This is a genomic window from Blastochloris sulfoviridis (genome assembly GCF_008630065.1).
GTDB classification, from domain to species: domain Bacteria; phylum Pseudomonadota; class Alphaproteobacteria; order Rhizobiales; family Xanthobacteraceae; genus Blastochloris; species Blastochloris sulfoviridis.
This window is the reverse complement of sequence record NZ_VWPL01000030.1, coordinates 1-26,847: the sequence shown is the minus strand read 5'-3', so window position 1 is coordinate 26,847 and position 26,847 is coordinate 1. Positions and strand designations below refer to the sequence as shown.

The window sequence follows — 26,847 nt, the reverse complement described above, 5'->3', positions numbered from 1 at the left end:
GCCTGCGAAGACTCTCGTCGTTGGGGAAACTACCCCAACGCGTGCGGGAATCAATGGCAATACGCGGCACCGGCGCAGCGGGCCGGAAACTGCGTAAAAGTTTAAGGTTACGCCCAGGCGCTCAGGCGGCGTTGGCCTCGACGCGGTTCCGGCCGCCGCGCTTGGCCCGGTAGAGCGCCTCGTCGGCCCGCTTCAGGATCGCCTCGGCCCCATCCGACGGCCCCATCCGGGACGCCAGGCCGATCGAGATCGTCACGTCGAGATGACGGGTGCCCTTGTGGATGGCGAAGGGGTCGGCGGCGATCTGGCGTCGGATGCGCTCCGCCACCGCCTCGGCCGCGCCGAGGTCGGTCTCCGGCATCACCACCACGAATTCCTCGCCGCCATAGCGGCAGGCCAAGTCGATGCCGCGGATGCAGCGCTTGAGCCGGAGCGCGAACTCGCGCAGCACATCGTCGCCGGCGTCGTGGCCCCAGGTGTCGTTGACGCTCTTGAAATGATCGATGTCGATCAAGAGCAGCGACACCGGCTTGCCGCGGGCGGCGGCCTGCTCGATCACCGCCCCGAGGTGGCTGCCGAGATAGTGGCGATTGTGCAGGCCGGTCAGCGCGTCGCTGATGGCAAGCTCCAGCGAATGCTGCACATTGTCGCGCAAGCGGCTGGCATAACGGCGCTTTCGTACCTGGGTGCGCACCCGCGCCAGCAGCTCCTGCCGGTCGATCGGCCGCACCAGATAGTCGTTGACCCCGAGGTCGAGCCCGCGCAGCAGGCGGTCATTGTCCTCGGCCTCGACCACCAGCAGCAGCGGCACGTGGCGGGTGCGGTCGAGCGACCTGAGCTGGCTGCACAGCCTGAGCCCGTCGACGCCGTCGAGCCCCAGGCTGACCATCACCAGGTCGAAATTGCCGTCGGCGGCGCGAAACAGCGCCCGCCGGGCGTCGGGTTCGGTTTCGACGGTCTGCTCGTGGCTCAGCGCCGCGGCGATGCGCTCGGCCGCGGCGCCGCGGTCGTCCACCATCAGCACGCGCCCGCCCAGGCCGCTCTCGATCGCCGCCTCGGCCAGAGGATCGGCGATTCCGATGTCGCGGGTCGAAACCGCGCGGATCCGCAGCTCGTCCAGCGCCATCTTCAGCCGCACCAGCGAGCGCACCCGCGTCAAGAGCGCGATGTCCTCGACCGGCTTGGTCAGGAAGTCGTCGGCGCCGGCCTCGAGCCCCCGCACCCGGTCGGCGATGTCGCTGAGCGCGGTGACCATGATCACCGGAATATGATGGGTGAGCGGATTCGATTTGAGGCGGCGGCAGACCTCGAACCCGTCCATGCCGGGCATCATCACGTCGAGCAGCACGATGTCGCACTGGGCGCGCGCGCAGATGTCCAGCGCCTCCGGTCCGCTCTCGGCGGTCAGGACCTCGAAATAGTCGGCGTTGAGCCGCGCTTCCAGCAGCTTCACGTTCGTCGGAACGTCGTCGACCACCAGAACCCGCGCGGTCATGGAAAGCCTTAGGCCTCCCCGACGAAATGACGGACCGTCTCGATGAACTTGGCGATCGATATCGGCTTGGACAGATACGCCTCGCAGCCGCCGCCGCGGATGCGCTCCTCGTCGCCCTTCATGGCGAAGGCGGTGACCGCGACCACCGGGATCGACTTGAGCTTGGGGTCGTCCTTGATCCATTTGGTGACATCGAGCCCGGACACCTCGGGCAGTTGGATGTCCATCAGGATGAGGTCGGGCATGTGCTGACGGGCCAGATCGACCGCGTCGATCCCCTTGCGCGTCATCAGGGTGGCATAGCCGTGCGCTTCCAACAGGTCGTGGAAGAGCTTCATATTGAGCTCGTTGTCCTCGACGATGAGCACGGTTTTCGGCATGATCATGACTCCGGGTCGCCCTGTAGACTTTGAGCCCCGGGTTCGCCGTGTCGCGGGGCAGCGGCACGGGGAGAGCCTACCTCGCCAGTCTAGTGGTGGAACTGTTACGGAAAGGCAAATGGATCCCTTCCGTTCTCGGGCCAAATCGATGGATCGGGCCAAATCGATGGATCGCGCGGCGGCCGAAAGTGTCGCGGCGACCGCGCTCGGCGTCGTCGCCGGCGACCCGCAGCGGCTCGGCCTGTTCCTGGCGCTGAGCGGCCTGGGGCCGGAGACGCTCCGCGCCGCCGCGGCCGAGCCCGCGTTCCTGGTCGCCGTGCTGGAATTCGTGATCGGCGATGATGACCTGGTGATGGCGGTCGCCCGCGCCGCCGATATCGCCCCGGCCCATGTGGTCGGCGCCCGCGACATCCTCGCCGGCCCGGCGCCGGGCTGAGCGGGCGCCAGGACACGCGATGCCCGCCTTCTGTCGCGACTGCCTCGCCCCGGCTCCCGAAACGGCGCCACGCTGCCCGCACTGCGGCTCGCCGCGCCTGCTGCGCCACCCCGAGCTCGACGCCCTGGCGATCGCCCATGTCGACTGCGACGCCTTCTATGCCTCGGTCGAGAAGCGCGACAACCCCGCCCTTGCCGACCGGCCGGTGATCATCGGCGGCGGCCGGCGCGGCGTGGTGGCGACCGCCTGCTACATCGCCCGCACCTATGGCGTGAAGTCGGCCATGCCGATGTTCAAGGCACTGAAACTGTGCCCCGACGCGGCCGTCGTCCGGCCCGACATGGCCAAGTATGCGCGGGTCGGCCGCGAGGTGCGCGCCCGCATGCTGGCGCTGACGCCGCTGGTCGAGCCGCTGTCGATCGACGAGGCGTTCCTCGACCTGCACGGCACCGAGACGCTGCACGGCATGAGCCCGGCGCGGGTGCTCGCCGGCTTCGCCGCCGCGGTCGAGCGCGAGGTCGGCATCACCGTGTCGGTGGGCCTCGCGCCCAACAAGTTCCTGGCCAAGATCGCCTCCGACCTCGACAAGCCGCGCGGCTTCTCGGTGATCGGCTCGGCCGAGGCCCAGCGCTTCCTCGCCGCAAAGCCGGTGTCGATCATCTGGGGGGTCGGCAAGGTGGCGGCCGAGCGTTTCGCCGCCGACGGCTTCCGTCTGGTCGGCGATCTCGCGGCCGCCGACGCGACGGACCTCGCCCGCCTCTACGGCGCCGAGGGGCTGCGCCTTTCCCGGCTCGCCCACGGCCGCGACGACCGGCCGGTGGTGGCCGAGCACGAGACCAAGAGCATCTCGGCCGAGACCACGTTCGAGGCCGACATCGCCGACCGCGACGAACTGGAACCGGTGCTGTGGCGCCTGTCGGAAAAGGTGGCGGCGCGGCTGAAGGCCGCCGGCTTCGGCGGCCACACCGTGACGCTCAAGCTCAAGAGCGCCGATTTCCGCCTGCGGACGCGCGCCCGCACCCTGCCGCACCCGACCCGCCTCGCCCACCGCATCTTCGACGCCGGCCGCGACCTTTTGGCGCGCGAGGCCGACGGCACCCGCTTCCGCCTGATCGGCATCGGCGTCTCGGAGCTCAGCGACATCGCCGAGGCCGACCCGGCCGACCTCGTCGACGTCTCGGGTCCGCGCACCGCGGCCATGGAGGCGGCGGTCGACACCTTGCGGGCGAAGTTCGGCGCCGGGGCGGTGGAGCGCGGCATCGTCTTCGGCAGCGGCCGGCCGCGGCGCTGAGGGGAAAAGCCCCTCGCCGCGAAGCGTCCCTCACCCCGCCCGGCGCGGCGTGTAGACATAGGACGGGCCGCGGCGGCGGGTCACCACCCGCGTCTGCGACGAGCCGACCAGCACCACGGTGCGCATGTCGGCGCGCTCGGCCGAGGCGCCGCCGAGCGGCACGATCTCGATCTGCTCTCCCGGCTCGCTGACGGCGCGGGCGAACACCACCGGCGTCGCCGGGTGGCGCACCCCGAGCAGCAGGCCGAACGCCCGGTCGAGCTGCCAGGGCCGGGCGCGCGACAGCGGATTGTAGAGCGCGATGACGAAGTCGGCCTCCGCCGCCAGCATCAGCCGCCGCTGGATCAGCTCCCACGGCTTGAGATTGTCCGACAGATTGATGGCGCAGAAATCATGGCCGAGCGGCGCCCCCACCCGCGCCGCCGCCGCCAGCATGGCGGTGATGCCGGGTAGCACCTCGACCTCGACCGCCCGCCATGCCGCCTCGCCGGTCTCGATCGCCTCGAACACCGCCGCCGCCATCGCGAACACGCCGGGGTCGCCCGACGACACGATGACCACGCTGCGGCCGGCCTCGGCGAGCTGGAGCGCTTGGCGGGCGCGGTCGATCTCCTCGCGATTGTCGGAGGCATGGCGCGTCTGGCCCGGCCGCTCGGACACGCGCGCGAGATAGGGGCCGTAGCCGACCAGATCGGTGGCCTGTTCCAGCGCCGCGCTCACTTCCGGCGTCACCAGCCGCGCCGCCCCCGGTCCGAGCCCGGCGATGACCAGACGTCCGCTCACGGCCGGCGCCCCTGCCCCGGCACCAGCACCATCGAGAAATAGGGCGCCTCGTCGTCGCCCTTGTCCGAAAGCGGCATCACCGTCTGCTCGGCCATGGTGCCGTATTCGACATAGAGCGCCCGCTCCAGGAAGCCGGCGATCTCCAGCGCCCGGCGCACCTTGCCGAGGTTGCGGCCGAGCTTCATCACCACCAGCGCATCGGCGATCTCCATCTGGGAGACCAGCGTGCCCTCCTCCAGCGTCGCCGGCAGGACGACCAGCACGTCGTCGCCATAGGTCATCGGCTCGCCGGCCGCGGTCCAGCAGCCGGACATGCCGGGAATGCCGGGCACCACCTCGACCTTGGCGCGCTCCCTGAGGCGGCTGTAGAGGTGCATGAAGGAGCCGTAGAGGAACGGGTCGCCCTCGCACAGCACCACCACGTCGCGCCCGGCCGCGGCCTGCGCGGCGAGGTCGTCGGCCGCCTTCTCGTAGAACGGCCGCAGAATTTCATTGTAGGCCGGATCGTCGGCCGGGATCTCGGTGGTAACCGGATACTCCATGGCGATCTCGGCGCAGCCCGGCGCCAGCAGGCCCTCGACGATGGTGCGGGCGACGCCCGGCCGGCCCGGCTTGCGGAAATAGGCGACGATCGCCGCCTGCCGCACCAGCCGCGCCGCCTTGACGCTCATCAGTTCGGGATCGCCCGGGCCGAGCCCGACGCCATGGATGGTTCCGGTCATTGTCTTGCCTTTCCTCGCCGCGCGATATCGACCGCTCCGGCGCGCCTATTCCCTGTCGCAGGCCACGGCGTTGACGGCGGCGGCCGTCATCGCGCTGCCGCCGCGCCGGCCGCGCACCACCGCCGCCGGCACCCGCCCCTGGGCCAGCAGCGCCTCCTTCGATTCGGCGGCGCCGACGAAGCCCACCGGCATGCCGATCACCGCCGCCGGCGGGTCGATTCCGGGCTCGTCCAGCATCTCCAGCAGGCGGAACAGCGCGGTCGGCGCGTTGCCGATCGCCACCACCGATCCGCCGAGATTTCCCCGCCACAGCTCCAGCGCCGCGGCGCTGCGGGTGGTGCCGAGCTCGGCCGCGAGCCCCGGCACCCGCGGGTCGCCGAGCGTGCAGATCACCGGATTGCGGGCCGGCAGCCGCGAGCGGGTGATGCCTTCGGCCACCATGCGCGCGTCGCACAGAATCGGCGCCCCCGCCTGCAGCGCCGCCTTGGCGCTGGCGGCGAAGCCGCGCGCGAACGCGATGTCGTCGGCGATCTCCACCATGCCGCAGGCATGGATGACGCGCACCGCAACCCGTTCCTCGTCGGCATCGAAGCGGCCAAGCTGCGCCTCGGCGCGGATGATGGAAAACGACCGGACGTAGATCGCCGCGCCGTCCTTTTCATACTCGTATGTCATCGGAGCCTTTCGACAGGACGGCGGCGGCGGCGTCAACCGGCTTATGTCCCGCACCGAGGCGGGGCACCATTGGCGAACAAATCTGGTATCTGGAACGACAACACTGTCAATCGGCCGTGACCTGGCGGTGCGATGACGCTGCTGTGCGCCTACCGGGTCGCAAAAGGATCGAGGTTTCATGTCCGCCCGTGTACTCATGCTGCAGGGAACCGGCTCCGATGTCGGCAAGTCCCTGCTGGTCGCCGGCCTTGCCCGCCTGTTCGCGCGCCGTGGCCTGCAGGTGCGGCCGTTCAAGCCGCAGAACATGTCCAACAACGCCGCGGTGAGCGCCGATGGCGGCGAGATCGGCCGTTCCCAGGCGCTGCAGGCCCGTGCCGCCCGCGCACCGTCCTCGGTGCACATGAACCCGGTCCTGCTCAAGCCGCAGGGCGAGACCGGCGCGCAGATCGTCGTCCAGGGCAAGGTGTGGGGCGAGACCAAGGCGCGCGACTACCAGGCCGCCAAGAAGACGCTGCTGCCCTACGTGCTGGACAGCTTTTCCCGGCTGCGCGACGAGAGCGACCTCGTGCTGGTCGAGGGCGCGGGTGCAGCGGCCGAGGTCAATCTGCGCGCCGACGACATCGCCAATATGGGCTTCGCCCGCGCCGTCGGCGCGCCGGTGGTGCTGGTCGGCGACATCGACCGCGGCGGCGTCATCGCCAGCCTGGTCGGCACCCGCACCGTGCTCGGACCCGAGGACAGCCGCTGCATCCGGGGCTTCATCGTCAACAAGATGCGCGGCGACCCGCTGCTGTTCGCCGATGGCATGGCGTTCATCGCCGCCCGCACCGGCTGGTCGTCGCTCGGGCTGGTGCCGTTCTTCGAGCTGGCCTACCGGCTGCCGGCCGAGGATGCGCTGGCGCTGCTCGGCTCGGCCGAGCCGGGCCGCACCCGCGCCGCCTGGATCACCGCCGGCCCCCTCGCCTCCATCGAGCCGCCGGCCGAGGTCACCCCGCCCAACCGCATCAAGGTGGCGGTGCCGCTGCTGCCGCACATCTCCAATTTCGACGACCTCGACCCGCTCAAGCTCGAACCGGCGGTCGAGCTGGTGCTGCTGCGCGACGGTGCGCCGCTGCCGGCCGATGCCGACCTTGTGGTGCTGCCCGGCTCGAAGGCGGTGATCGCCGACCTCGCGGTGCTGCGGGCCTCGGGCTGGGACGCCGACCTGATCGCCCATGCCCGCCGCGGCGGCCGCATCCTGGGCGTCTGCGGCGGCTACCAGATGCTGGGGCGCACGGTCGCCGACCCCGACGGGCTGGAGGGCACGCCCGGCACCGCACCCGGCCTCGGCCTGCTCGACGTCGAGACCGTGCTGCGCCCCGACAAGGCGCTGGAGGCGGTGCAGGGCGAGACGGTCGCCGACGGCGTGCCGTTCCACGGCTACGAGATGCATGTCGGCCGCACCGGCGGCCCGGCGACCGAGCGGCCGCTGGTGCGGCTCGCCGATGGCCGCCTCGACGGCGCGGTCTCAGCCGATGGCCGCATCGCCGGCTGCTACGTCCACGGCCTGTTCACCGACGACCGCCAGCGCACGGCGTGGCTCGCCCGCCTTGGCGCCGGGCCGAGCCCGCTCGACTATGAGGCGTGCATCGAGGAGACGCTCGACGCGCTGGCCGACCATCTGGCCGCCCACCTCGACATCGACGCCCTGTTCAGCCTCGCGCGATGAGCGGCAGCAGCGCCAGCGCCGCCACCACGGCGCCGGCGCCGCAATAGGCCACCCGGTAGAGGCGCAGCGCCCGGCGCACGTCGTCGGCGCTCGCCTTGGTGCGGCCGTCGCCCATCCAATGGTCGTCGACCATCACGCCGCCATAGGAGCGCGGCCCGGCGAGCCGCAGCCCCAGCGCGCCGGCCATGGCCGCCTCCGGCCAGCCGGCATTGGGCGAGCGGTGCCGGCCGGCATCGCGCCGCACTGCTGCGAGCGCGCCCGTCGCCGACGCCCCCGGCACCACGGCGGCGGCGGCAATGAACAGCAGCGCGGTCAGCCGCGAGGCCGGCAGATTGACCAGATCGTCGAGCCGCGCCGCCGCCCAGCCAAACGCAAGGTGGCGCTCGCTCTTGTGGCCGATCATCGAATCGGCGGTGTTGATCGCCTTGTAGGCGACCATGCCGGGCAGTCCACCGGCCAGGAACCAGATCGCCGGGGCGGTGACGCCATCGGAGGCGTTCTCGGCCAGGCTCTCGATGGCGGCGCGGCACACCGCCGGCTCGTCCAGCGTCTCGGGGTCGCGCCCGACGATCATCGACACCGCCCGCCGGCCGCCCGCGAGTCCCTCGGCGGCAAGCGCGCGCGGCACCGCGGCGACGTGCCGGTCGAGACTGCCGGACGCGATGAGGGTTGCGACCGCGACCAGCATCACGGCGAAGCCGGCAAGCCCGCCGGCCCGCGCCAGCGCCTCGATCGCCACGCCGGCTGCGAGCGAAACCGCGACCAGACTCGAAATCGTGACAATCCCGGTCAAGCGCCGCTGAGAAAACGAGAATTCGCTCCGGTTCAGAGTCCGGTCGAAGATGGCGATCAGCGCGCCGATCCAGGAAACCGGGTGGCCGATTGCGCGGAACAGAGCGCCGGGATAGGCGATGGCCGCCTCGATCGCCAAGGCCAGCGTCAGGATCAGCAATCGGTCGGTCGGATCGGGCATCGGTTTGGGAGAGTTGGTTGAACGAGTCGACGGCGAGCCTACGCGCTCATGGCGGCCGGATCGATGCCGCCGCAAGGCTGTATCCGGCCGCGCCGCAGCCCTGGGTGGATCTGTCCACCGGCATCAATCCGCACCCCTACCCGGTGGCGCCGGTCGATCCCGTCCTGTGGCACCGCCTGCCGCTGGCCGCCGACCTCGACCGGCTCACCTCGACCGCTGCCGCCCGCTACGGCCGGCCGGCCGGGACGAGCCTCCTGCCGGTGCCGGGCAGCGAGGTGGCCATCCGCCTGCTGCCGCGCCTTCTTGGCGTTCAGCGCGTCGGCATCGTCGGCCCCACCTATGGCTCGCACGCGGCGGCCTGGCAGGCCGCGGGCTGCGCCGTCGAGACCCTCGCCGGGCTGCCGCTTCCGGCTATCGATCTCGACGCCCAAGATCTAGACGCCCAAGATCTAGACGCCCGAGATCTCGACGCGCTCGTGGTGGTCAACCCCAACAATCCGGACGGCCGGCGCTGGGTGGCCGCCGACCTGCTCGGCTGGGCCACCGCCTGGAGCGCGGCCGGCCGCTGGCTGATCGTCGACGAGGCGTTCGCCGATACTGATCCCGGCGTGTCGCTGCTCACCCTGCCGGCGCTGCCGCCGCGCGTTGTCGTGCTGCGCTCTCTCGGCAAGTTCTTCGGCCTCGCCGGGCTTCGACTCGGCTTCGTCGCAGCCGACGATGCTTTGGCCGGAAGATTTGCCGACACGCTCGGCGACTGGCCGGTGTCCGGACCGGCCTGCGCGGTCGGCGCCGCAGCACTCGACGACACCGCCTGGATCGCCGCCACCCGCGACCGGCTGGCGGCCGAGCGCGCGCGGCTCGACGAACTGCTCGCCGGCGCCGGCTTCACCGTGCTCGGCGGCACCGATCTGTTCCGGCTGGCCGAGCGCCCTGCCCCGCCCGCGGGCGCGGCCGACCTCGCCGATCATTTCGCCCGCCGCGGCCTCCTGGTGCGCGGCTTCGAGGGCATGCCCCACCGCCTCCGCTTCGGCCTGCCGGGCGATGCGGCGGCGTGGCGGCGGCTCGAAGACGCCTGCGCCGCGCTCGATTCGTCGCCGGGCGGCACCTGACGCTAACCTTCTTCGAGCACAATACCGCCTTCGGGCGATCGGCTCGGCTCTCTTATTCCCTCTCCCACCCGGGCCGCGCTTGCGCGCGCCCGGGCGCGGGCTCTTGCGGGAGAGGGTGGCGAGGCCGAGCGTCAGCGAGGTCGAGCCGGGTGAGGGGTAAGTGCAGACGCGCGCTTGAAGATTCACCCCTCACCCGCCTCGCGATCATTCGATCGCTCGGCACCCTCTCCCACAAGGGGAGAGGGCAAGAACGCGGCTTCCGGCCGGCGGCTATTCCGAACAATGGCGCGGAAGCCGCATTGCGCCGGGCGAACGGGATCCAAGGATCCTCGACTTAAGGACCATCCATGGCGGCGGTTGACGAGGACGGGAGCCGGCCACCCATGGCGGGCGGCGGGTGGCGGGCACGGGCCGCCGGCCTGATCGAGCGGGTGACCGCGGCCGGCGCCGGTCGGGCAGCCGCCACCGCCTTCCTGATCCGCGTCGCCTCGGCGGTGCTGGCCTACGCCATGCAGATCGTGCTGGCGCGCTGGATGGGCCGCTCCGAGTTCGGCATCTACGTTTATGTGTGGACCTGGACGCTGGTGATCGGCGACCTCGCCCATTTCGGCCTCGCCTATTCGGTGCAGCGCTTCATTCCCGAATACACCCAGGCCCAGGCCCACGACCGGCTGCGCGGCCTGCTGCGCGCCGCCCCGTGGTTCGTGTTCCTGGCCTCGACCGCGGTGGCCGCGCTCGGGGTGGCGGGCGTGCATGCGTTCGCGCCGTGGATCGAGGGCGCCGAGATCATCCCGTTCTACCTCGCCTTCGCCACCCTGCCGTTCTACGCGCTGAACAATCTGGTCGATGGCATCGCCCGCACCTACAACTGGGTCAATCTGGCGCTGGTGCCGCCCTACATCCTGCGGCCGCTGCTGATCATGCTGGTGGCGCTGGCGGCGCCGCTCGCCGGCTTCGCGCCCGATGCCGCCTCAGGCATGGGCGCCGCGCTCATCGCCACCTGGCTCACCACCACCGTGCAGCTCGTCGTGCTGCGCCACCGGCTGGCGCGGGTGGTCGAGCCGGGGCCGCGCGCCTACGACCCGCGCCACTGGGCGAAGGTGTCGGCGCCGATCCTGCTGGTGTTCGGCTTCTATTCGCTGTTCATCTACACCGACGTCATCGTGCTGCAGCTGCTGCGGCCCTCGGCCGAGGTCGCGACCTATTTCGCGGCGGTGAAGACGCTGGCGCCGGTGGCCTTCATCAGCTTCGCGGTGCTGGCCGCGGTCGCCCACCGCTTCGCCGAGCACCACGTCTCCGGCGCCATCGACGCGCAGCGGCAACTCCTCGCCCAGTCGGTGCGCGGCACCTTCTGGCTGTCGGTCGGCGCCATCGCCGTGCTGCTGCCGCTCGGCTGGCCGATGCTGCGGCTGTTCGGCCCGGGCTTCGAGGACGGCTATCCGCTGCTGTTCATCCTGGCGGCGGGCCTGATCATCCGCGCCTCGGTGGGGCCGGCCGAGCGCCTGCTCAACATGGCCGGCGAGCAGCAGCGCTGCACGCTGATCTATGCCGCGGCCTTCGCCGCCAACCTCGCAGCCTGCCTCGCGCTGATCCCCACCTGGCACATGTATGGCGCGGCCATGGCGGTGTGCATCGGCATGACGGTGGAGGCGGCCCTGCTCTACCGCACCGTCCGCCAAAGGCTCGGCCTGCACGCCTTCGTGTTCTTCGCGCCGAAAGCCTCTTCGTAGGGTGCAATAGCGAAGCGTATTGCACCAGCCAGAACCGGCGGAATACGCTGCTGTCCTACTTCGCGAGCCGCCCCAGCCGATCGACTTCCGCCGCAAGCCGGTCGATCGCCTCGGCCAGCATCGGCCCGCCGCACACCGTCAGCCGCTCGGGCAGGTAGATCCGCCGCTCCGGAGGATAGAGAGCCACCAGCGCCGGATGGGCGAGTAGCGCCGAGCCCTGGTCCTCGGCGGCCACCGCCTCGCGGGTCAGCAGCAGGGCATCCGGCCGCTGGACGACGATCCGCTCCAGCGGCACCAAGCCGCCGGTGGCGGCGAACGCCGCGCCGGCATTGGCCAGCCCCAGCGTCTCCAGGAGGTCGGTGGTGAGCGTGCGCCCGCCCGCCACCCAGCCGCGCCGCTGCAGCGGCAGCACGCTCAGCCGGCGATACGGCGCCGCCTCGGCCCGCGCCACCGCCGCGTCGATGGCGGCGATCGCCGCCTCGGCCCGCGCCTGCTGGCCGAGCAGCTCGCCGGCCCGGCGGATCTGCGCCGTCGCGTCAGCGATCGACCGGGCGACGTCGAATTCGGCGAGCGGGATGCCCTTGGCCTTGAGGAAGCCGCGCGTCACCGTGCGCGTATAGCGGCCGGCGAGCACGAGGTCGGGCTGCAGCACCAGCACCTCCTCCGCGCCGCCCGACAGCGACGGATAGTTCGCGGCCGCGGCGGCGGCAAAGGACAGCAGGGGATCGCGCGCATAGGCGCTGAGGCCGAGGATCTGGTCGGGATCGGCCAGCGCCAGCACCAGCTGGTCGGTGCACATGTTGATGGAGACGACGCGCGGGTGCGGCCCGGCGGCGGCGGGCGCTATCCAGGCGCTCGAAAGAACAGCTGCCAGCGCAAGAATCCAGAAGCGGCGTGGCGCACAACCGGTCGTCCCCGGCGCACACGGCGTCAGCCGTGTGCGGGAAGGGGACCCAGAGATCACACCGCCGATCAATGCGTGCGCGAGCCACCGCCTTGCCGACTTCAGCAGCGAAGGTCGAGGTCCATGGGTCCCCTTCCCTCGCGCCTTCGGCGCTCGCCGGGGACGACGGATCGCGGCTTCGGTCACAGCACCGCCCACGGCACCACCACCGGCAGCCCGTCCTGCCGGCCCTCGAACGCCCGCACCCCGAACACCGCCGCCAGCACCGCGCCCGACAGCGCCTCCGACGCTGGCCCGCTGGCGGCGAGCCGCCCCTGGTCGAGCACCACGATGTGGTGGCAGAACCGCGCCGCCAGCGCGAGGTCGTGGGTGACGGCGAGCACCAGCGCGCCCTCCTCCGCCGTCCGCCGCAGCGCCGCCATCAGCTCGATCTGGTGGCGGGGGTCGAGTGCCGCGGTCGGCTCGTCGGCCAGCACCAGCGGCGCCTCGACCGCGAACACCCGCGCCAGCGCCACCCGCGCCCGCTCGCCGCCGGACAGCTCCGTCACCGGCCGGTCGGCGAGGCTCAGCGTATCGGTGAGCCGCATCGCCTTCAGCACCGCGGCCTCGCTTGCGGCATCGAGCCGGGCGGGATCGCGCACCCCGTGCGGATAGCGGCCGAGTGCCGCCACCTCGCGCGCCGGCAGCGGCCAGTGCATCGGGTGGCCCTGCGGCAGATAGGCGACGCGGCGGGCGCGCAGGCCCGGCGCCAGCGCCGCAAGCTCGGCGCCCTCCAGCGCGATGCGCCCGGCGTGCGGCACGAGGCCGGCGATGGCCCGCAGCAGCGAGGTCTTGCCGGCGCCGTTCGGCCCGACGATGCCGACCAGCGCCTGCCGCGGCAAGGCGAGCGACACCGCATCGACCACCGTGCGACCGCCGAGCGCCACCGACAGCCCGGCAATCTCGAAAAACGGCGCGGTCACTCCCGGCGCGGTCATGCCATCCCCCCGCCGAGGCGGCCGCGCTCGCGCACGATGAGATAGAGGAAGAACGGTACGCCGATCAGCGCCGTCAGCACCCCCACCTTGATGTCGGTGGTGGCCGGGATCAGCCGCACGGCGATGTCGGCGGCCATGAGCAGCGCCGCCCCGGCCAGCGCGCTCGGCACCAGCAGCCGCGCCGGGTCGTAGCCGATGATCCCGCGCATCAGATGCGGCGCGATAAGCCCGATGAAGCCGATGGTGCCGGCCACCGCCACCGAGGCACCGACGCCGAGCGCGACGCCGAGGATGACCACCAGCCGGAGCCGCGCCACATTGACGCCGAGGCTCTGCGCCGCCTCCTCGCCGAGCGTCAGAGTCCGGAACGCCGGGCCGGCGGCGAGAAGGATCGCCCCACCGGCGACGATGAACGGCAGTGCCATCGCCACGTGCTGCAGGCTGCGGTCCTCCAGCGAGCCGAGCAGCCAGAACGCGATCTCCAGCGCCGCAAACGGGTTGGGCGCCAAATTGAGCGCCAGCGAGGTGGCGGCGCCAGCCAGACTCGAGATGGCGAGGCCGGCGAGGATGAGCAGCAGAAGGCCGGCATTGCGCCCGGCCACCGCCACCAGCAGGAACACCGACAGGAACGCGCCCGCGATCGCCGCCACCGGCAGCGCGTAGGACAGCGTGCCGGCGAGACCCAGCGCGATGGTGGCGACCGCCGCGAACGCCGCCGATTGCGGTGCGCCGAACAGCGAGGGCGCGGCCAGCGGATTGCGCAGCAGGCCCTGCAGCGCCGCGCCCGAAAGCCCGAGAATGGCGCCGATGGCGAGCGCCAGGATGGCGCGCGGCAGGCGCAGCTCCAGCACGATGATGCGCTCGGCCTCGCTCCCAGCGCCGCTCAGCGTCGCCAGGACATCGCCGGGCGCGATCGCCACCGGCCCGGTGCCGAGCGAGACCACGAACAGGACCAGCACCAGCGCCGCCAGCACCGGCATCGCCGCGCGGGCGCGCCAGACAGCGCGCCAGACATTGGGAGGAGCCGGCGGCGCCGCCTCGGAGCGGGATCGGGCTTGATGCATGGTGGCGCTCATAGACCCGATGGCCGATCTGGCCAAGGCTGCCTTTCCGTCCTTGACACCGGTTCGGCCGCTTCCCTATATCGCCAAACGCACGGCGCTGGCGGTTCCGGCCGGCCTTGGCGTGGCGGAGTAGCTCAGCTGGTTAGAGCAGCGGAATCATAATCCGCGTGTCGGGGGTTCGAGTCCCTCCTCCGCTACCATGCATTCTTGGCCTGAAATTTCCCCTGCATCGCCAGTATGTTGTGTCAGGGTAGCGAATCAGCTGCCGTGACACGTGACCAGGGACCGTCTCCCATCGAGGAGACCCTGACTTTGGCCCGCATCAGCTTCCTTCACCGTCGCGACGGTCGGTACTATCTTCAAGTGCGCATGCCCGCCTTCGACGGAAAGACCACGCGCTCACGTGTGTTCCGTTCGGCGCTCGGCACATCTTGCTTCAAGACGGCGCGCCGGAGAATATCAATCTGCATGGACTGGATCGTCGAATTCAAGGACAACCCGGAGCTTTCCAGGCGCGGGGAGCTGCTGAACCAACAGATCAATAGTTTCCGCAAGCGAGGATTTCCCATTGATCCGGATGTTCTCACCGCCCGGGTTACCTTCGAAAACTATGTTCGCACTTGGCTGACGGAATGCCGGCTGGCGAACCTGCCCCCGGAGATGGCCTGCGCCGGCTTCTTCCAGACGTGGAAGTCCTTCGTCGACGAGAACGTCGCCGCAGAGGACGCCCACAAGAAGACCGCCGTCGAGCAGGCGTTCCGTCGCGGGATGCGATCCGCCGCTGAGACCGGCGAGCCCCCCTGCGAGAGCGCGCCGAGCCCGAGTTCCCCTCGCCGCCTGCCGTTCGATCCCGACAGCCTCTCCGAAACGGCCGTCTACGGTCAGGAAATCGCGCTGCTGGAGGCGACCACAGCGCCTGTCTCATTGAGTGGCAGCGACCTGGTCGCGCCCGGCGAGGACCACAGTGAGTTCGCAGGCGACATGGCGGGGAACGCGCCGGCAGAATGCCCGGCCACCGATCACGACGCTACGGATCCGCGGCAGATCGACTTGGCCGAAATCGATGAGTTCCTGCCCGAGCCGAATGATTCGCTGTCACGAGCCCTCGAGAAATTCCTCAACAAGGAGAAGAAGCGCTTCGGCGACGATCGTGCGCGGGAACGCATCGGCCTTGCCGTTCCGTTCATCATCGCCGCCGTCGGCGACAAGGCGGTCGCGGACGTGACGCGCCGCGACCTCGCGCGAGCCGATATCATGCTGGCGGATGTGCCCCATGACAAGGATGTTCCGGACGGCCACCGCGGTTCGCTCATGGCCCGATATCTGTATGCGCGGAAGCACGGTTGGGCAGGACTTCGACGCCTCTCCGAAGGGACCCTGAAGAACCGCTATCACTCGGCGCTGAATACGTTCTTCCGCTGGCTCTATGACAAGGAGGCCCTGCCGGAAGAGCCCTATCGGTTCCAGACCGTCACCAACGACAATCCGAAGCCCAAGGACCGCGACGTCTTCGCGCCTGAAGAGGCAGAACGCTTCTTCAGGCTTCCGCTGTTCTGCGGCTGCGAGACGCCGCACCGCATCTGGAATCCCGGCGACCTTCTGGTTCAGAATTCCCAGTACTGGGGATATCTGCTCGCGTTCACCACCGGCATGCGGCCGTCGGAGATCGCAATCATCGATTGCGAGAACCTCCTTGAGTTTCCCGACGAGGACGGCAGCGTCTGGTTCATCGATCTCACGCGCCACAAGGTCAAGACAGCCAGTTCCCGGCGCATGATCCCGATCTTGCCCTGGGTTATCGAACTTGGGCTGATCGAGCGGCGTGACGCCGTGGCGGCCGCGGGCCACACGCGCCTATTCCCCGAGTGGCAGCTTCTGACCAAGCGGACCGGCGAGACGAAGCCCGGCCACGCATTGTCGCGCAGTTGGCAATACGTTCGGACGCTATTCGGCTTCACGCGGGAGGGGCTGTCGCTCTACTCGGCGCGGCACACCTTCGCTCAACGCCTTGATGAGGCGGGCAAGCTTGCGGAACGGTCCCGCCACCTCGTCATGGGACATGCACACGACGGGCGGTCTCGGCTGACCTACGGGGCACGCAAATTGTCCTTGGGGATTGCGAAGGTCATCAACAGCATCGAGGATCCGACGCTCGACGTGATCTCGAATTTGCTCCTTGATGCCAAGTCGCGCGCCGACAAGGGGGAACTGAAAAAGGTCGATGTTTTGGATCTGATCGCGCTTGAAATCGCCGCCGACGGGCCCGAGGAATAGAAATTGGCTCAGACGTCGAGCGGCTCTCCACGCCGGTTCCGACGGGTTTGTTCCGGTTGTCGTTTACACTTGGCGAGTGGTCGTAAGATGGAGGCGCGTGCCGCCTCTGGCATTGGCCGCCGCGGTTGAAATCAACGCCGGATTCTCCGATGGCAAAGATCATCACTTGGCCGGCGCCGGATCCTTAGGTCACGAAAGAGCACCGTCAGCGGTTGCAAGGCATGTGGGCTGTGCCCACAGGAATGCCAGGGGGCGAGCCCCCGTGGACCCCAAGGTAAAACGGCACTTTCAAGGGAGCTTGGCGAAGATCCCGGTTCGAATTGCGGCATGCAACGCGCCTTGATCATGGTTCACGGCGCGAGGGTATTTGGAAACCTCTAAACCGACACCAACGCGCCCCAATGCCCCAATCGAGACACCAAAAAAACCCAAAAAATTACCCCCTCCACACCACACGCACTTCGAGTGCAAATCGCCGCCCTAAGCGCAAAATGCAGACTATTTGCTATCTTTAATTGTTCGGCAAGATAAACGCAGCCTCTGCGCTGCCCGCCCGCAGATTACCTTGGTTCGGCGTAACTTCGGTACCCGCAGACCGGCGGCATAGGACACACGCGCTTTGCGTGCAGAATTCGCCGGCCTGACGGAAGACGGTCGCGGATCCACGGCAGGCGCGTGCCTGCCATCGGCCCACGGCGCGGCGGCGGCCGTCAAGGCCGCGCCTGCGGTGCGCCGCTTCGCGGGCGGGCGCCTTGACCGCCCCGCCAGCGCCGTGGCAAGCGCTCGGCAAGCGCGCCGCGGGAAGGTGCGCGAACCTTGCTCGCCTCGTCTCGACGAGAGGGAAGTGGGTTTTTGCGCCCTCCAAGCATTCGGCAGAGACGCTCCGCAATTGCCAGTGCGATGCCTTTTCTTCCGCCGGCCTCACCACCAACCCATCCGCCGAGACCGCCTCATCGAGGTTTTCCCCGTCTTCTTCGAAACCCTTCGAAACCCTTCGAATGCTTTTGAATAGATTTGCCACGAATTGCTACGAATTGTTGCGGTTTGTTGCATTTTGAAGAGGGCTGAAGAGGGCACACCTGTGCATCGCAGGATGCAGGGTACAGGATGCAGGCAGGGCTGTGGCCAATGGCATCTGCGGCGCGTTCGCTGGGGCCACCAGATGCTGCTCACTTTGGGCGTCGGCAAAATTCGCGGCCTCTTCCCGCTGACGCATCGCGTTCAGCTTTGGGCGGATGCATAAGCTCGTTACGCCGGCTTTACGGCCGCTGGCCGCTTTCCCCATCGCGCCTTTACGGTCGCTCCGCCTAGCCTCCCGCCATCGTCAATGGGAGAGCCACCCGTGGTTTTCGACATCGTGTTCCTAATCGGTGGCCTCGCCGGCTTCGGCCTCTTCGGCCTGTCGGTGTTCGCCGCCGAGCGACTGTGAGGCGGGTCATGACCGGCTTCGACATCACCCTCGGCCTCACCGTCGCTTTCGGCCTTGCGGCCTACCTCGTGCTGGCGCTGCTGCGCCCCGAGCGGTTCTGAGGAGCGAACCATGATCGCCGACCTCACCCAGATCGTCCTCACCCTCGCGCTTCTGGTGGTGCTCGCCATGCCGCTCGGCCTCTATATGGCCAAGGTCTACACTGGCGAGATCACCTATCTGAGCTTCGCCGAGCGGGCGCTGCTGGGGCCGGCCGGCGTCACGCCCAAGGCCGAGCAGCACTGGACGACCTACACGCTGTCGCTGCTCGCCTTCACCGCAGCGGGCTTCGCCGTGCTGTTCCTGATCCTCAGGTTCCAGCACCTTCTGCCGCTCAACCCGCAGGGCTTCGACGGGCTGCCGGCCCACCTCGCCTTCAACACCGCGATTTCGTTCGTCACCAACACCAACTGGCAGAGCTATGGCGGCGAGACCACCATGTCGCTGCTCTCCCAGATGGTGGGGCTGACGACGCAGAACTTCGTCTCGGCGGCGAGCGGCATGGCGGTGGCTGCCGCCGTCGCCCGCGGCCTCGCCAGCCGGCAGGCGCGCACCCTCGGCAATTTCTGGCGCGACCTCGTGCGCTCGATCCTCTACGTGCTGCTGCCGCTCGCGATCGTGCTGGCGCTGGCGCTGGTGCTGCTCGGCGTGCCGCAGACGCTCGACGCCTCGGTGAGCGCGAACACGCTGGAGGGCGCCGAGCAGACCATCGCGCTCGGTCCCGTGGCAAGCCAGATCGCCATCAAGCAGCTCGGCACCAATGGCGGCGGCTTCTTCAACGTCAATTCCGCCCACCCGTTCGAGAACCCGACCGCGATCTCGAACCTCTTCACGCTGATCTCGATCCTGCTCATCCCGGTGGCGTTCTGCTTCACCTATGGCCGCATGGTGGGCGATGCCCGCCAGGGCCGGGCGCTGTTCGCCGCCATGGGCGTGATGCTCGTCGTCGCCGTCGCCGGCCTCTACGCCGCCGAGCGCATCGGCAATCCGCTGCACGCGGGGCTGATCGATCCGGCGAGCGGCAACATGGAGGGCAAGGAGGTCCGCTTCGGCATCGTGGGCTCGGTGCTGTGGGCGGCGTTCACCACCGCGGCCTCAAACGGCTCGGTCAACGCCATGCACGACTCGCTGACACCGCTCGGCGGGCTGGTCGCCATGCTGCAGATGCAGCTCGGCGAGGTGGTGTTCGGCGGTGTCGGCGTCGGCCTCACCGGCATGCTGCTGTTCGTGATCCTCACCGTGTTCCTGGCCGGCCTGATGGTCGGGCGCACGCCGGAATATCTCGGCAAGAAGATCGAGGCGCGCGAGGTCAAGCTCGCCGCCCTCACCTTGATGATCATGCCGATCGGCGTGCTGGTTCTCGCGGCGTTGGCGATCGCCGCCGGCACCGCCCAGACCTCGGTGCAGGACGCCGGGCCGCACGGGCTTTCCGAGCTGCTCTATGCCTATTCCTCGGCAACCGGCAACAATGGCTCGGCCTTCGCCGGCTTCAACGCCGCCACCCCATGGCACGACACGTTCCTCGGCATCGCGATGCTGTTTGCGCGGTTCGGCTACATCGTGCCGATCCTGGCGATCGCCGGCTCGCTCGCCGCCAAGAAGACGACCCCGCCGTCCGCCGGCACCTTCCCGACCTATGGTCCCCTGTTCGTCACGCTGCTGGTCGCCACGATCGTCATCGTCGGCGCCCTCACCTTCCTCCCCGTGCTCGCGCTTGGCCCGATCGCCGAACAGGTGTCGATCCTGGCCGGCAAGAGCTTCTGAGGCGTTCCATGAGCAAGCACCCGCCTGCCGACATCGCCCTCCTCGCGCCCGCGATCCTCGGTCCCGCCGCGATCCAGGCGTTCAGGAAGCTCGACCCGCGGAGCCTCGCCCGCAATCCGGTGATCTTCACCACCGCCGTGGTCTCGGCGCTGGCGACGATCCTGGTGGCGCGTGAAGCCATGACCGGCGGCCCGGCGTTGTGGATCGGGCTGCAGATCACCGCCTGGCTGTGGATCACCGTGCTGTTCGCCAATTTCGCCGAAGCCGTGGCCGAGGGCCGCGGCAAGGCGCGGGCCGACAGCTTCCGCGCCACCCGCACGACAACGGGCGCCAAGGTGCTGCTCGGCGTCGGCGATCTCTACGAGTTCAAGGACGCCGAGCTGCTGGAGCCCGGCGACCTCGTGCTGGTCGAGGCCGGCGAGACGATCCCGACCGATGGCGAGGTGATCGAAGGCATCGCCTCCATCGACGAGAGCGCCATCACCGGCGAGAGCGCCCCGGTGATCCGGGAATCGGGCGGCGACCGCTCGGCCGTCACCGGCGGCACACGAGTCGTGTCGGACTGGATCAAGGTCAAGGTTACCGCCAAGCCGGGCGAGACCTTCCTCGACCGCATGATCGCGCTGGTGGAAGGCGCCAGGCGCCAGAAGACGCCGAACGAGATCGCGCTCGACATCCTGCTGGCCGGCCTGACGCTCGTCTTCCTGTTCGTGGTGGTGACGCTGCCGGTCTTCGCCGGCTGGTCGGGCACCACCGTGCCGATGATCTATCTCGTGGCGCTGTTCGTGACGCTGATCCCCACCACCATCGGCGGCCTGCTCTCGGCCATCGGCATCGCCGGCATGGACCGGCTGGTGAAGGCCAACGTCATCGCCAAGTCCGGCCGCGCGGTGGAAGCGGCCGGCGACATCGACGTGCTGCTGCTCGACAAGACCGGCACTATCACCTTCGGCAACCGCATGGCGGCGGCCTTCGAGCCGGCGCCGGGCGTCTCCGAGCGCGAACTTGCGGAGGCCGCCTGGCTGTCGTCGCTCGCCGACGACACCCCGGAGGGCAAGTCGATCGTCGACCTCGCGGTGAAGCGCTTCGGCTTCCACGACGACGCAGCGAAGGCGACGGCCAGCTTCGTGCCGTTCACCGCCCACACCCGCATGTCGGGCGCCGATCTCGCCGACGGCACACGCATCCGCAAGGGCGCGGTCGACGCCATCAACAGCGACGCCGGCCGGCCAGCGGATGCCACGCTCGATGCCGTGGTGCGGCGCATCGCCGGCTCCGGCGGCACGCCGCTCGCCGTCTCCCGCGACGGACGTGTGCTCGGCATCATCCACCTCAAGGACGTGGTGAAGCCCGGCATCCGCCACCGCTTCGCCGAGCTGCGGCGGATGGGCATCCGCACCGTGATGATCACCGGCGACAACCCGCTGACCGCCGCCGCCATCGCCGCCGAGGCCGGTGTCGACGATTTCCTCGCCGAGGCGACGCCGGAGCGGAAGCTCGACCTGATCCGCCGCGAGCAGGCCGAGGGCCGCCTCGTCGCCATGTGCGGCGACGGCTCCAACGACGCGCCCGCCCTCGCACAGGCCGACGTCGGCGTCGCCATGAATTCCGGCACGCCTGCGGCCAAGGAGGCGGGAAACCTGATCGACCTCGATTCCGACCCCACCAAGCTGATCGAGATCGTGATGGTGGGCAAGCAGCTCCTCATCTCGCGCGGCGCGCTCACCACCTTCTCGATCGCCAACGATGTCGCCAAGTATTTCGCCATCCTGCCGGCGCTGTTCGTGGTGGCCTATCCGGGCCTCGCGGTGTTCGACGTGATGGGGCTCGGCTCGCCGCAGTCGGCGATCCTGTCGGCGATCATCTTCAACGCGCTGGTCATCGTGGCGCTGATCCCGATCGCCTTGAAGGGCGTGCGCTATACGCCGGCCTCGGCGTCGGCGCTGTTGTCGCGCAACCTGCTGGTCTACGGCCTCGGCGGCCTCGTCGCGCCGTTCGCCGGCATCAAGGCGATCGACCTCGTCGTCGACCTGCTGCATCTCGCCTGAGGGAAGAAAGCACCCATGCTTGCCATCCTGCGCCCCGCCATCGTGCTCCTCGTCCTGCTGACGGCGCTCACCGGCCTCGCCTATCCTTTCGCCATCACCGGCCTTGCCGGCATGATCGCCCCGAACCAGGCGGCGGGCAGCCTCGTCGTCCGCGATGGCGAGGTGGTGGGGTCAAGCCTGATCGGCCAGTCCTTCACCTCGGAGCGCTATTTTCACGGCCGGCCGTCGGCGACCGCCGCCGCCGATCCGACCGATGCCACCAAGACGGTCGAGGCGCCCTACAACGCGAGCGCCTCGACCGGCTCGAACCTCGGGCCGAGCTCCGGGGCGTTGAAGGATGCCATCGCCGCCCGCGCCGCCGCGCTCGGCCTGGAGCCGGCCCCGGCCGACCTCGTCACCGCCTCGGGCTCGGGCCTCGACCCGCACATCTCGCCGGCCGGCGCCCTGGCGCAGGTCGAGCGGGTGGCCAGCGCCCGCGGCCTCGACGAGGCCGAGGTCCGCGCCCTGGTCGAACGCTCGATCGAGCCGCGGGAGTTGTTCTTCGGCGAGCCCCGCGTCAACGTGCTGGCCTTGAACCTCGCCTTGGACGAGATGAAGCCCTGAGCCATGCCGCCTTCCGACCACGACCGCCCCGACCCTGACGCCCTGCTCGCGGAGGCGAACCGGGCCGGGCGCGGTCGACTCAAGGTGTTTTTCGGGGCGGCGCCCGGCGTCGGCAAGACCTTCGCCATGCTGGAGGAGGCAAGGTCGCGTCAGCGAGAAGGTGTCGACGTCGTGGTGGCCCTGGTCGAGACCCACGGCCGGCCCGAGACCGCGGCCCTGCTGGAGGGGCTGGAGCAGCTTCCGCGCCGCTCGGTCCTCTATCGCGGCCGGATGGTGGCCGAGCTCGACATCGACGCCCTGCTCGCCCGCAAGCCGGCGGTCGCGCTGATCGACGAGCTGGCCCACACCAACGTGCCGGGCGGTCGCCACCCGAAGCGCTGGCAGGACGTGATGGAGGTGCTGGACGCCGGCATCGACGTCGTCACCACCGTCAATGTCCAGCACATCGAGAGCCTCAACGACGCCGTCGCCCGCATCACCGGCATCCGCGTGAACGAGACGGTGCCCGACGAGGTGCTGCAGCGCGCCGACGACATCGAGCTGATCGACCTGACGCCCGAGGAACTGACGGAACGCCTCAAGGCCGGCAAGGTCTATGTGCCCAGCCAGGCCGGGCGGGCGCTGGACCACTTCTTCTCAAAGGGCAACCTGACCGCGCTGCGCGAACTGGCGCTGCGCACCGCCGCGAGCCGGGTCGATGCCGACGTCATCGCCTATATGCGCTCCAATGCGGTGCGCGGGCCGTGGCCGACGCAGGATCGCCTCCTGGTCTGCCTCAATGACGCGCCGGTGGCCAAGACCCTGGTGCGCACCGCCCGGCGGATGGCCGACCGCGCCCGCATCCCATGGATCGCCACCACTGTGCTGACGCCCCGCCACGACACGCTGGGCGACGACACCCGCGATGGCCTCCGGGCGGCGCTGCGCCTCGCCGAACAGCTCGGCGGCGAGGCCGTGACGCTGTACGCCGAATCCGGCGTCACGGCCGAGCTGCTGGCCTATGCCCGCAAGCGCAACGTCACCCGCCTCGTCATCGGCCGCCCGCGGCAGGCCGGCTGGCGCGCCGTGCTGCGCTGGCTGCGCGAGCCGGTGTTCGAGCGGCTGGTCAAGCAGGCCACCGACTTCGAGGTGACCATCGTCACCCCGCAGGCCCGTGCAGAGCGCAAGAAGGCGCTCGCGGCCACGCTGCTCGCACCGGGCTGGCGCGAATGGGCGCGGATCAGCATCGAGACGCTACTCGTCACCGCGCTGTCCACGGCCCTCGCCTGGCCGATGTGGAACCTCGTGCCGGTGGCGTCGCTGGCCGTGGTGTACCTGTTCGGCGTGCTGGTGATCGGCGTCCGCCGCGGCCTGCCGGGCGCCCTGCTGGCGGCGGTGACCGGCTTCCTCGCCTACAACTTCTTCTTCACCACCCCCTATTTCTCGTTCCAGGTCGAGCAGAACGAGTCGATCGTCGCCCTGCTGGTGTTCCTGGTCAGCTCGCTGTTCACCGGCACGCTGGCCGGCCGCCTCAAGGCCCAGGTCGAGAGCATGCGCGCGGCCCAGCGCCGCACCGAGACGCTCTACGACTTCGCCCGCAAGATCGCCTCCGCGACCAAGGCCGACGACGTGCTGTGGGCCGCCGCCGCCCACATCGCCACCACGCTGGACTGCCGCTCGCTGATCCTGATGCCAAGCGCCGAGGGCCGGCTGGAGCAGGTGCAGGGCCACCCCTCGATCGAGGACAATCTCGATCCGCGCGCCGAAATGGCGGCCAAGTGGGCGTTCGACAGGAACGAGCCGGCCGGCGCCGGCACCGATACGCTGCCCACCACCGAGTGGCTGTTCGTGCCGCTCGCCACCGCCAGAAGCGCGATCGGCGTCGTCGGCGTGTGGTTTCGCGACCGCTCGCGCACGCTCGACCCGGACACGCGCCGCCTGCTGATTGCGGTGGAGGACCAGGTCGCCGTCGCGGTCGAGCGGCTGACGCTCGCCGCCGATCTTGAGGCGACGCGCCTTGCGGCCGAGAGCGAGAAGCTGCGCTCGGCGCTGCTCAATTCCGTCAGCCACGATCTGCGCACGCCGCTGGTCAGCGTCATCGGCGCCCTCACCGGCCTCGCCGATGACGACGGCCTCACGGCCGCCGACCGCCGAGAGCTGACGTCGACCGCCCTTGAGGAGGCACGGCGGCTGAACCGCTTCGTCCAGAACCTGCTCGACATGACCCGGCTCGGCTACGGCGCGCTGACCTTGCGCCGCACGCCGGTGGATTTGCGCGAGCTGGTCGGGCAGGTGCGGGCCGACCTCGCCCGCCTCATCGCCGATCATCCCATCGAGGTCGACATCCCGCGCGACCTCCCCCCGCTCGACGCCGATGCCGTGCTGATCGGCCAGGCGATGGTCAATATTGTCGAGAACGCCACCAAGTACGCCCCGCCCCAATCGCCGATCCGCATCGCCGGCTGGGCCGTGGACGGTTCCGTGTTCGTCGCGGTGAGCGACCAGGGGCCGGGCATTCCGCCCGAGGACGCCGAGCGGGTGTTCGATCTGTTCTACCGGGTGCGGCACGGCGACGGCCAGCCGGCGGGCACCGGCCTCGGGCTGTCCATCGTGCGCGGCCTGGTCGAGGCGCACGGCGGCACGGTCCGCGCCGTGCCGGGGACGGACGGGCGTGGCACCACCATCGAGCTTGCGCTGCCGGCGGCAAAGCCCGAGGTGGAGCCGGAGGACACCGCAGAGGCGGAGCCGGAGGAGTCGAAATGACCGAGGCGGCGGGCGGGCGCATCCTGGTGATCGAGGACGAGGCGGCGATCCGCAAGTTCCTCAGGATCGCGCTGCCGGCTGCCGGCTTCGCGGTGGAGGAGGCCGACCACGGCCGCGCCGGCATCGAGCGCGCCGCCACCACCGCGCCCGACGCCATCGTCCTCGACCTCGGCCTGCCGGACATGGACGGCAAGGCGGTCGTCGCCGCGATCCGCGAATGGTCGCGCGTTCCCATCCTCGTCTTGTCGGTGCGCGACGCCGAGGCCGAGAAGATCGCCGCCCTCGACGCCGGCGCCGACGACTACGTCACCAAGCCGTTCGCCACCGGCGAGCTGCTGGCCCGGCTGCGGGCGCTGCTGCGCAGCCGGCGGGCGCCCGACAGCGAGAGCGCTGTGTTCAAGGCCGGCCGGCTGACGGTCGATCTCGCCCGCCGCCTCGTGCTGGTCGACGGGGCGGAGGTGAAGCTGACGAAGAAGGAGTTCGACGTCCTGGCGCTGCTCGCCCGCCACGCCGGGCGGCTGGTGACGCACAAGCAGCTTCTGACCACGGTGTGGGGGCCGGCGCACGAGGCGGATGCGCACTATCTGCGCATCGCCGTCGGCCACATCCGCGACAAGCTCGGCGACGACGCGGCGGCGCCAGAGTTCATCGTCACCGAACCGGGCGTCGGCTACCGGCTGCTCGGAGACTGACGCGCCACAAAGGGGCGCGGTCGAGCCTGCGGCGTTCCCTTGAAGCGGACTCCTGAGCCGCTGACGGTCACTCGTCCTCCGACGTCAATGTGACGTGCATCTCCAGCGCCGGAGTCTGGAGAGTTTCAGGCCTCGGCCGCGACGTTCCTCCTGCTCCCGTGCGTGCTCTCGCATAACGCAGTGAATGTTATTGGCACGCAATTCCACAATACATCGCAGGCACGCTGGTCTCGAGATAGCGAATCTCTACAGCCTTGCGATACAGACCCAGGAAACGTAAAAGGGACGGGCATTCGAGACGGTCTGCCGCGCAACGTGGCGAGAGTGCTCGGAAAGTTCAGGTCAGGATAGCGGATCCCTCCTCCGCTACCAAATCCAACCTAAATCATTGAAATATCTCGACGTGATCGCCCATCGGTTGATCCCGAGGGATGTATCACGGCTACATCCTCCGTTCCGAGATTTCAATTCCAGCCGGGTTGCTGCCGTCATGACCGGGCTTTGCATCGCCCTGCCGATTCTTGCACGCCCGCTTCATCGACTGTCTTCCCTCTCGAAACCGACCGGAGGAAGTTGATGAGCAAGTCGACCTCGATCCGCAGGTCGCGCAGGCGCTCGAATGAAAGGCGTGGTTCGATTCGTCGTTCGTGAGGAGCCGCCGCCTCGCTCACCGCGTCGTCTCTGCCGTCCCTTTTTCCGCCGACTTCGGCGACTGGCTGTCGATGATCGCAGCCGTGGGCTGACCTCGCGTCCGAGACGTTGGCGCACCACGTTGGCGCACCGCGAAGTGCAACTCGGTCCAGATCGCGTCCCACACACCCTCACGCTGGAACTTGCGGAAGGCGCCTTAGACGGTCGAGCGGGCGGAAAGCCGTCTTTCGGCAGGTCGCGCCACGGGCACTTGGTGCGCAGCAGATAAAGAATCGCGTTCATCGCAGCGCGCATGTTGGTCTTGCGGGGCAGCCGGGCGAGGCCGGAGGTATCAACGGCCCGAGCCGTTCCGCCGCCA

General features: G+C 69.7%; 23 protein-coding genes and 1 tRNA gene. 14 read left to right on the top strand and 10 right to left on the bottom strand.

What is annotated here, in order from left to right:
- Positions 1-121 precede the first annotated feature (121 nt).
- Both F1193_RS13795 and F1193_RS13790 read right to left on the bottom strand, forming a co-directional pair.
- Positions 122-1,495: a PleD family two-component system response regulator gene (locus tag F1193_RS13795; RefSeq protein WP_150098387.1), complete on the bottom strand. Its 1,374-nt coding sequence runs from the start codon at positions 1,493-1,495 to the stop codon at positions 122-124.
- A gap of 8 nt (positions 1,496-1,503) precedes the next feature.
- Positions 1,504-1,875, bottom strand: a complete 372-nt coding sequence (locus F1193_RS13790; RefSeq protein WP_150098386.1) for a response regulator — start codon at positions 1,873-1,875, stop codon at positions 1,504-1,506.
- 166 nt (positions 1,876-2,041) lie between these two features.
- Here F1193_RS13790 and F1193_RS13785 point away from each other — a divergent pair, with 166 nt between their 5' ends.
- The gene (locus F1193_RS13785; RefSeq protein WP_246164405.1) at positions 2,042-2,311 is read left to right on the top strand and encodes a DUF3572 domain-containing protein; all 270 of its coding nucleotides are present in this window, start codon (positions 2,042-2,044) and stop codon (positions 2,309-2,311) included.
- Between the two features lie 19 nt (positions 2,312-2,330).
- Positions 2,331-3,602 carry a DNA polymerase IV gene (locus F1193_RS13780; protein WP_246164403.1) on the top strand — a complete coding sequence of 424 codons (1,272 nt, stop codon included), beginning with the start codon at positions 2,331-2,333 and terminating at the stop codon, positions 3,600-3,602.
- A 30-nt stretch (positions 3,603-3,632) separates the two neighbouring features.
- On the opposite strand, the gene cobJ is transcribed toward F1193_RS13780, so the two are convergent.
- Genes cobJ through F1193_RS13765 form a run of 3 tightly spaced genes read right to left on the bottom strand, consistent with a single transcriptional unit; the run spans position 3,633 to position 5,782 of the window.
- Positions 3,633-4,385, bottom strand: a complete 753-nt coding sequence (gene cobJ, locus F1193_RS13775; protein WP_150098383.1) for a precorrin-3B C(17)-methyltransferase — start codon at positions 4,383-4,385, stop codon at positions 3,633-3,635.
- Positions 4,382-5,107 carry a precorrin-2 C(20)-methyltransferase gene (locus tag F1193_RS13770; RefSeq protein ID WP_150098382.1) on the bottom strand — a complete coding sequence of 242 codons (726 nt, stop codon included), beginning with the start codon at positions 5,105-5,107 and terminating at the stop codon, positions 4,382-4,384. The genes cobJ and F1193_RS13770 overlap by 4 nt, the downstream gene beginning before the upstream one ends.
- Before the next feature lie 45 nt (positions 5,108-5,152).
- Positions 5,153-5,782 (bottom strand): precorrin-8X methylmutase, encoded by a 630-nt coding sequence (locus F1193_RS13765; RefSeq protein WP_150098381.1) that lies wholly within the window; start codon positions 5,780-5,782, stop codon positions 5,153-5,155.
- 178 nt (positions 5,783-5,960) lie between these two features.
- Between F1193_RS13765 and F1193_RS13760 the strand changes: the two genes are divergently transcribed.
- The gene (locus F1193_RS13760; RefSeq protein ID WP_150098380.1) at positions 5,961-7,490 is read left to right on the top strand and encodes a cobyric acid synthase; all 1,530 of its coding nucleotides are present in this window, start codon (positions 5,961-5,963) and stop codon (positions 7,488-7,490) included.
- Here the strand turns inward: F1193_RS13760 and cbiB are convergent.
- Positions 7,474-8,463: an adenosylcobinamide-phosphate synthase CbiB gene (gene cbiB, locus F1193_RS13755; RefSeq protein WP_150098379.1), complete on the bottom strand. Its 990-nt coding sequence runs from the start codon at positions 8,461-8,463 to the stop codon at positions 7,474-7,476. The two genes, F1193_RS13760 and cbiB, sit on opposite strands and share 17 nt — an antisense overlap.
- A 17-nt stretch (positions 8,464-8,480) precedes the next feature.
- Between cbiB and cobD the strand changes: the two genes are divergently transcribed.
- Together cobD and F1193_RS13745 are read left to right on the top strand one after the other, a co-directional pair.
- Positions 8,481-9,572: a threonine-phosphate decarboxylase CobD gene (cobD, locus tag F1193_RS13750; RefSeq protein ID WP_150098378.1), complete on the top strand. Its 1,092-nt coding sequence runs from the start codon at positions 8,481-8,483 to the stop codon at positions 9,570-9,572.
- A 383-nt stretch (positions 9,573-9,955) separates the two neighbouring features.
- A complete protein-coding gene (locus F1193_RS13745) occupies positions 9,956-11,302 on the top strand; it encodes a lipopolysaccharide biosynthesis protein (RefSeq protein WP_170263655.1) in 1,347 nt (448 codons plus the stop codon).
- Between the two features lie 55 nt (positions 11,303-11,357).
- On the opposite strand, the gene F1193_RS13740 is transcribed toward F1193_RS13745, so the two are convergent.
- The 3 genes from F1193_RS13740 to F1193_RS13730 all read right to left on the bottom strand — a co-directional run bounded on the left by F1193_RS13740 (position 11,358) and on the right by F1193_RS13730 (position 14,163).
- On the bottom strand, positions 11,358-12,266 hold the full coding sequence (locus F1193_RS13740) for a helical backbone metal receptor (protein WP_425457241.1): 909 nt from the start codon (positions 12,264-12,266) through the stop codon (positions 11,358-11,360).
- Between the two features lie 122 nt (positions 12,267-12,388).
- Positions 12,389-13,183, bottom strand: a complete 795-nt coding sequence (locus F1193_RS13735; protein WP_150098375.1) for an ABC transporter ATP-binding protein — start codon at positions 13,181-13,183, stop codon at positions 12,389-12,391.
- Entirely contained in the window at positions 13,180-14,163 is a 984-nt protein-coding gene (locus F1193_RS13730) for a FecCD family ABC transporter permease (protein ID WP_150098401.1), read from the bottom strand. The genes F1193_RS13735 and F1193_RS13730 overlap by 4 nt, the downstream gene beginning before the upstream one ends.
- Positions 14,164-14,245: 82 nt before the next feature.
- Between F1193_RS13730 and F1193_RS17685 the strand changes: the two genes are divergently transcribed.
- The 9 genes from F1193_RS17685 to F1193_RS13690 all read left to right on the top strand — a co-directional run bounded on the left by F1193_RS17685 (position 14,246) and on the right by F1193_RS13690 (position 25,838).
- Positions 14,246-14,380 (top strand): hypothetical protein, encoded by a 135-nt coding sequence (locus tag F1193_RS17685; RefSeq protein ID WP_281287254.1) that lies wholly within the window; start codon positions 14,246-14,248, stop codon positions 14,378-14,380.
- Positions 14,371-14,447: transfer RNA gene (locus F1193_RS13725), tRNA-Met, on the top strand. The genes F1193_RS17685 and F1193_RS13725 overlap by 10 nt, the downstream gene beginning before the upstream one ends.
- A gap of 268 nt (positions 14,448-14,715) precedes the next feature.
- Positions 14,716-16,521 (top strand): site-specific integrase, encoded by a 1,806-nt coding sequence (locus F1193_RS13720; protein WP_150098374.1) that lies wholly within the window; start codon positions 14,716-14,718, stop codon positions 16,519-16,521.
- Positions 16,522-17,958: 1,437 nt separating this feature from the next.
- Complete coding sequence (kdpF, locus tag F1193_RS13715; protein WP_150098373.1) at positions 17,959-18,051, top strand: K(+)-transporting ATPase subunit F; 93 nt, start codon at positions 17,959-17,961, stop codon at positions 18,049-18,051.
- Between the two features lie 10 nt (positions 18,052-18,061).
- Positions 18,062-19,753: a potassium-transporting ATPase subunit KdpA gene (kdpA, locus tag F1193_RS13710; RefSeq protein WP_150098372.1), complete on the top strand. Its 1,692-nt coding sequence runs from the start codon at positions 18,062-18,064 to the stop codon at positions 19,751-19,753.
- Positions 19,754-19,761: 8 nt separating this feature from the next.
- Positions 19,762-21,801, top strand: coding sequence for a potassium-transporting ATPase subunit KdpB (gene kdpB / locus F1193_RS13705; RefSeq protein ID WP_150098371.1), 2,040 nt, complete (start codon positions 19,762-19,764; stop codon positions 21,799-21,801).
- 15 nt (positions 21,802-21,816) lie between these two features.
- Positions 21,817-22,404 (top strand): potassium-transporting ATPase subunit KdpC, encoded by a 588-nt coding sequence (gene kdpC / locus F1193_RS13700; protein ID WP_150098370.1) that lies wholly within the window; start codon positions 21,817-21,819, stop codon positions 22,402-22,404.
- Positions 22,405-22,407: 3 nt separating this feature from the next.
- The gene (locus F1193_RS13695; RefSeq protein ID WP_150098369.1) at positions 22,408-25,146 is read left to right on the top strand and encodes a sensor histidine kinase; all 2,739 of its coding nucleotides are present in this window, start codon (positions 22,408-22,410) and stop codon (positions 25,144-25,146) included.
- A complete protein-coding gene (locus tag F1193_RS13690; RefSeq protein ID WP_150098368.1) occupies positions 25,143-25,838 on the top strand; it encodes a response regulator in 696 nt (231 codons plus the stop codon). The genes F1193_RS13695 and F1193_RS13690 overlap by 4 nt, the downstream gene beginning before the upstream one ends.
- A gap of 534 nt (positions 25,839-26,372) precedes the next feature.
- Here F1193_RS13690 and F1193_RS17810 read toward each other — a convergent pair.
- Complete coding sequence (locus tag F1193_RS17810; RefSeq protein WP_425457242.1) at positions 26,373-26,801, bottom strand: transposase; 429 nt, start codon at positions 26,799-26,801, stop codon at positions 26,373-26,375.
- Positions 26,802-26,847: the final 46 nt, after the last annotated feature.

Bases quoted from the DNA above. Each gene is read 5' to 3' on its own strand.
- F1193_RS13765 (WP_150098381.1), bottom strand. From the start codon at position 5,782: ATGACATACGAGTATGAAAAGGACGGCGCGGCGATCTACGTCCGGTCG.
- F1193_RS13690 (WP_150098368.1), top strand. From the start codon at position 25,143: ATGACCGAGGCGGCGGGCGGGCGCATCCTGGTGATCGAGGACGAGGCG.
- F1193_RS13780 (WP_246164403.1), top strand. From the start codon at position 2,331: ATGCCCGCCTTCTGTCGCGACTGCCTCGCCCCGGCTCCCGAAACGGCG.
- F1193_RS13790 (WP_150098386.1), bottom strand. From the start codon at position 1,875: ATGCCGAAAACCGTGCTCATCGTCGAGGACAACGAGCTCAATATGAAG.
- F1193_RS13730 (WP_150098401.1), bottom strand. From the start codon at position 14,163: ATGCCGGTGCTGGCGGCGCTGGTGCTGGTCCTGTTCGTGGTCTCGCTC.
- F1193_RS17685 (WP_281287254.1), top strand. From the start codon at position 14,246: ATGGTGGCGCTCATAGACCCGATGGCCGATCTGGCCAAGGCTGCCTTT.
- F1193_RS13720 (WP_150098374.1), top strand. From the start codon at position 14,716: ATGGACTGGATCGTCGAATTCAAGGACAACCCGGAGCTTTCCAGGCGC.
- F1193_RS13785 (WP_246164405.1), top strand. From the start codon at position 2,042: ATGGATCGCGCGGCGGCCGAAAGTGTCGCGGCGACCGCGCTCGGCGTC.
- F1193_RS13760 (WP_150098380.1), top strand. From the start codon at position 5,961: ATGTCCGCCCGTGTACTCATGCTGCAGGGAACCGGCTCCGATGTCGGC.
- cbiB (WP_150098379.1), bottom strand. From the start codon at position 8,463: ATGCCCGATCCGACCGACCGATTGCTGATCCTGACGCTGGCCTTGGCG.
- F1193_RS13695 (WP_150098369.1), top strand. From the start codon at position 22,408: ATGCCGCCTTCCGACCACGACCGCCCCGACCCTGACGCCCTGCTCGCG.
- F1193_RS13735 (WP_150098375.1), bottom strand. From the start codon at position 13,183: ATGACCGCGCCGGGAGTGACCGCGCCGTTTTTCGAGATTGCCGGGCTG.
- F1193_RS13795 (WP_150098387.1), bottom strand. From the start codon at position 1,495: ATGACCGCGCGGGTTCTGGTGGTCGACGACGTTCCGACGAACGTGAAG.
- kdpA (WP_150098372.1), top strand. From the start codon at position 18,062: ATGATCGCCGACCTCACCCAGATCGTCCTCACCCTCGCGCTTCTGGTG.
- kdpF (WP_150098373.1), top strand. From the start codon at position 17,959: ATGACCGGCTTCGACATCACCCTCGGCCTCACCGTCGCTTTCGGCCTT.
- F1193_RS13745 (WP_170263655.1), top strand. From the start codon at position 9,956: ATGGCGGGCGGCGGGTGGCGGGCACGGGCCGCCGGCCTGATCGAGCGG.
- F1193_RS13770 (WP_150098382.1), bottom strand. From the start codon at position 5,107: ATGACCGGAACCATCCATGGCGTCGGGCTCGGCCCGGGCGATCCCGAA.
- kdpC (WP_150098370.1), top strand. From the start codon at position 21,817: ATGCTTGCCATCCTGCGCCCCGCCATCGTGCTCCTCGTCCTGCTGACG.
- kdpB (WP_150098371.1), top strand. From the start codon at position 19,762: ATGAGCAAGCACCCGCCTGCCGACATCGCCCTCCTCGCGCCCGCGATC.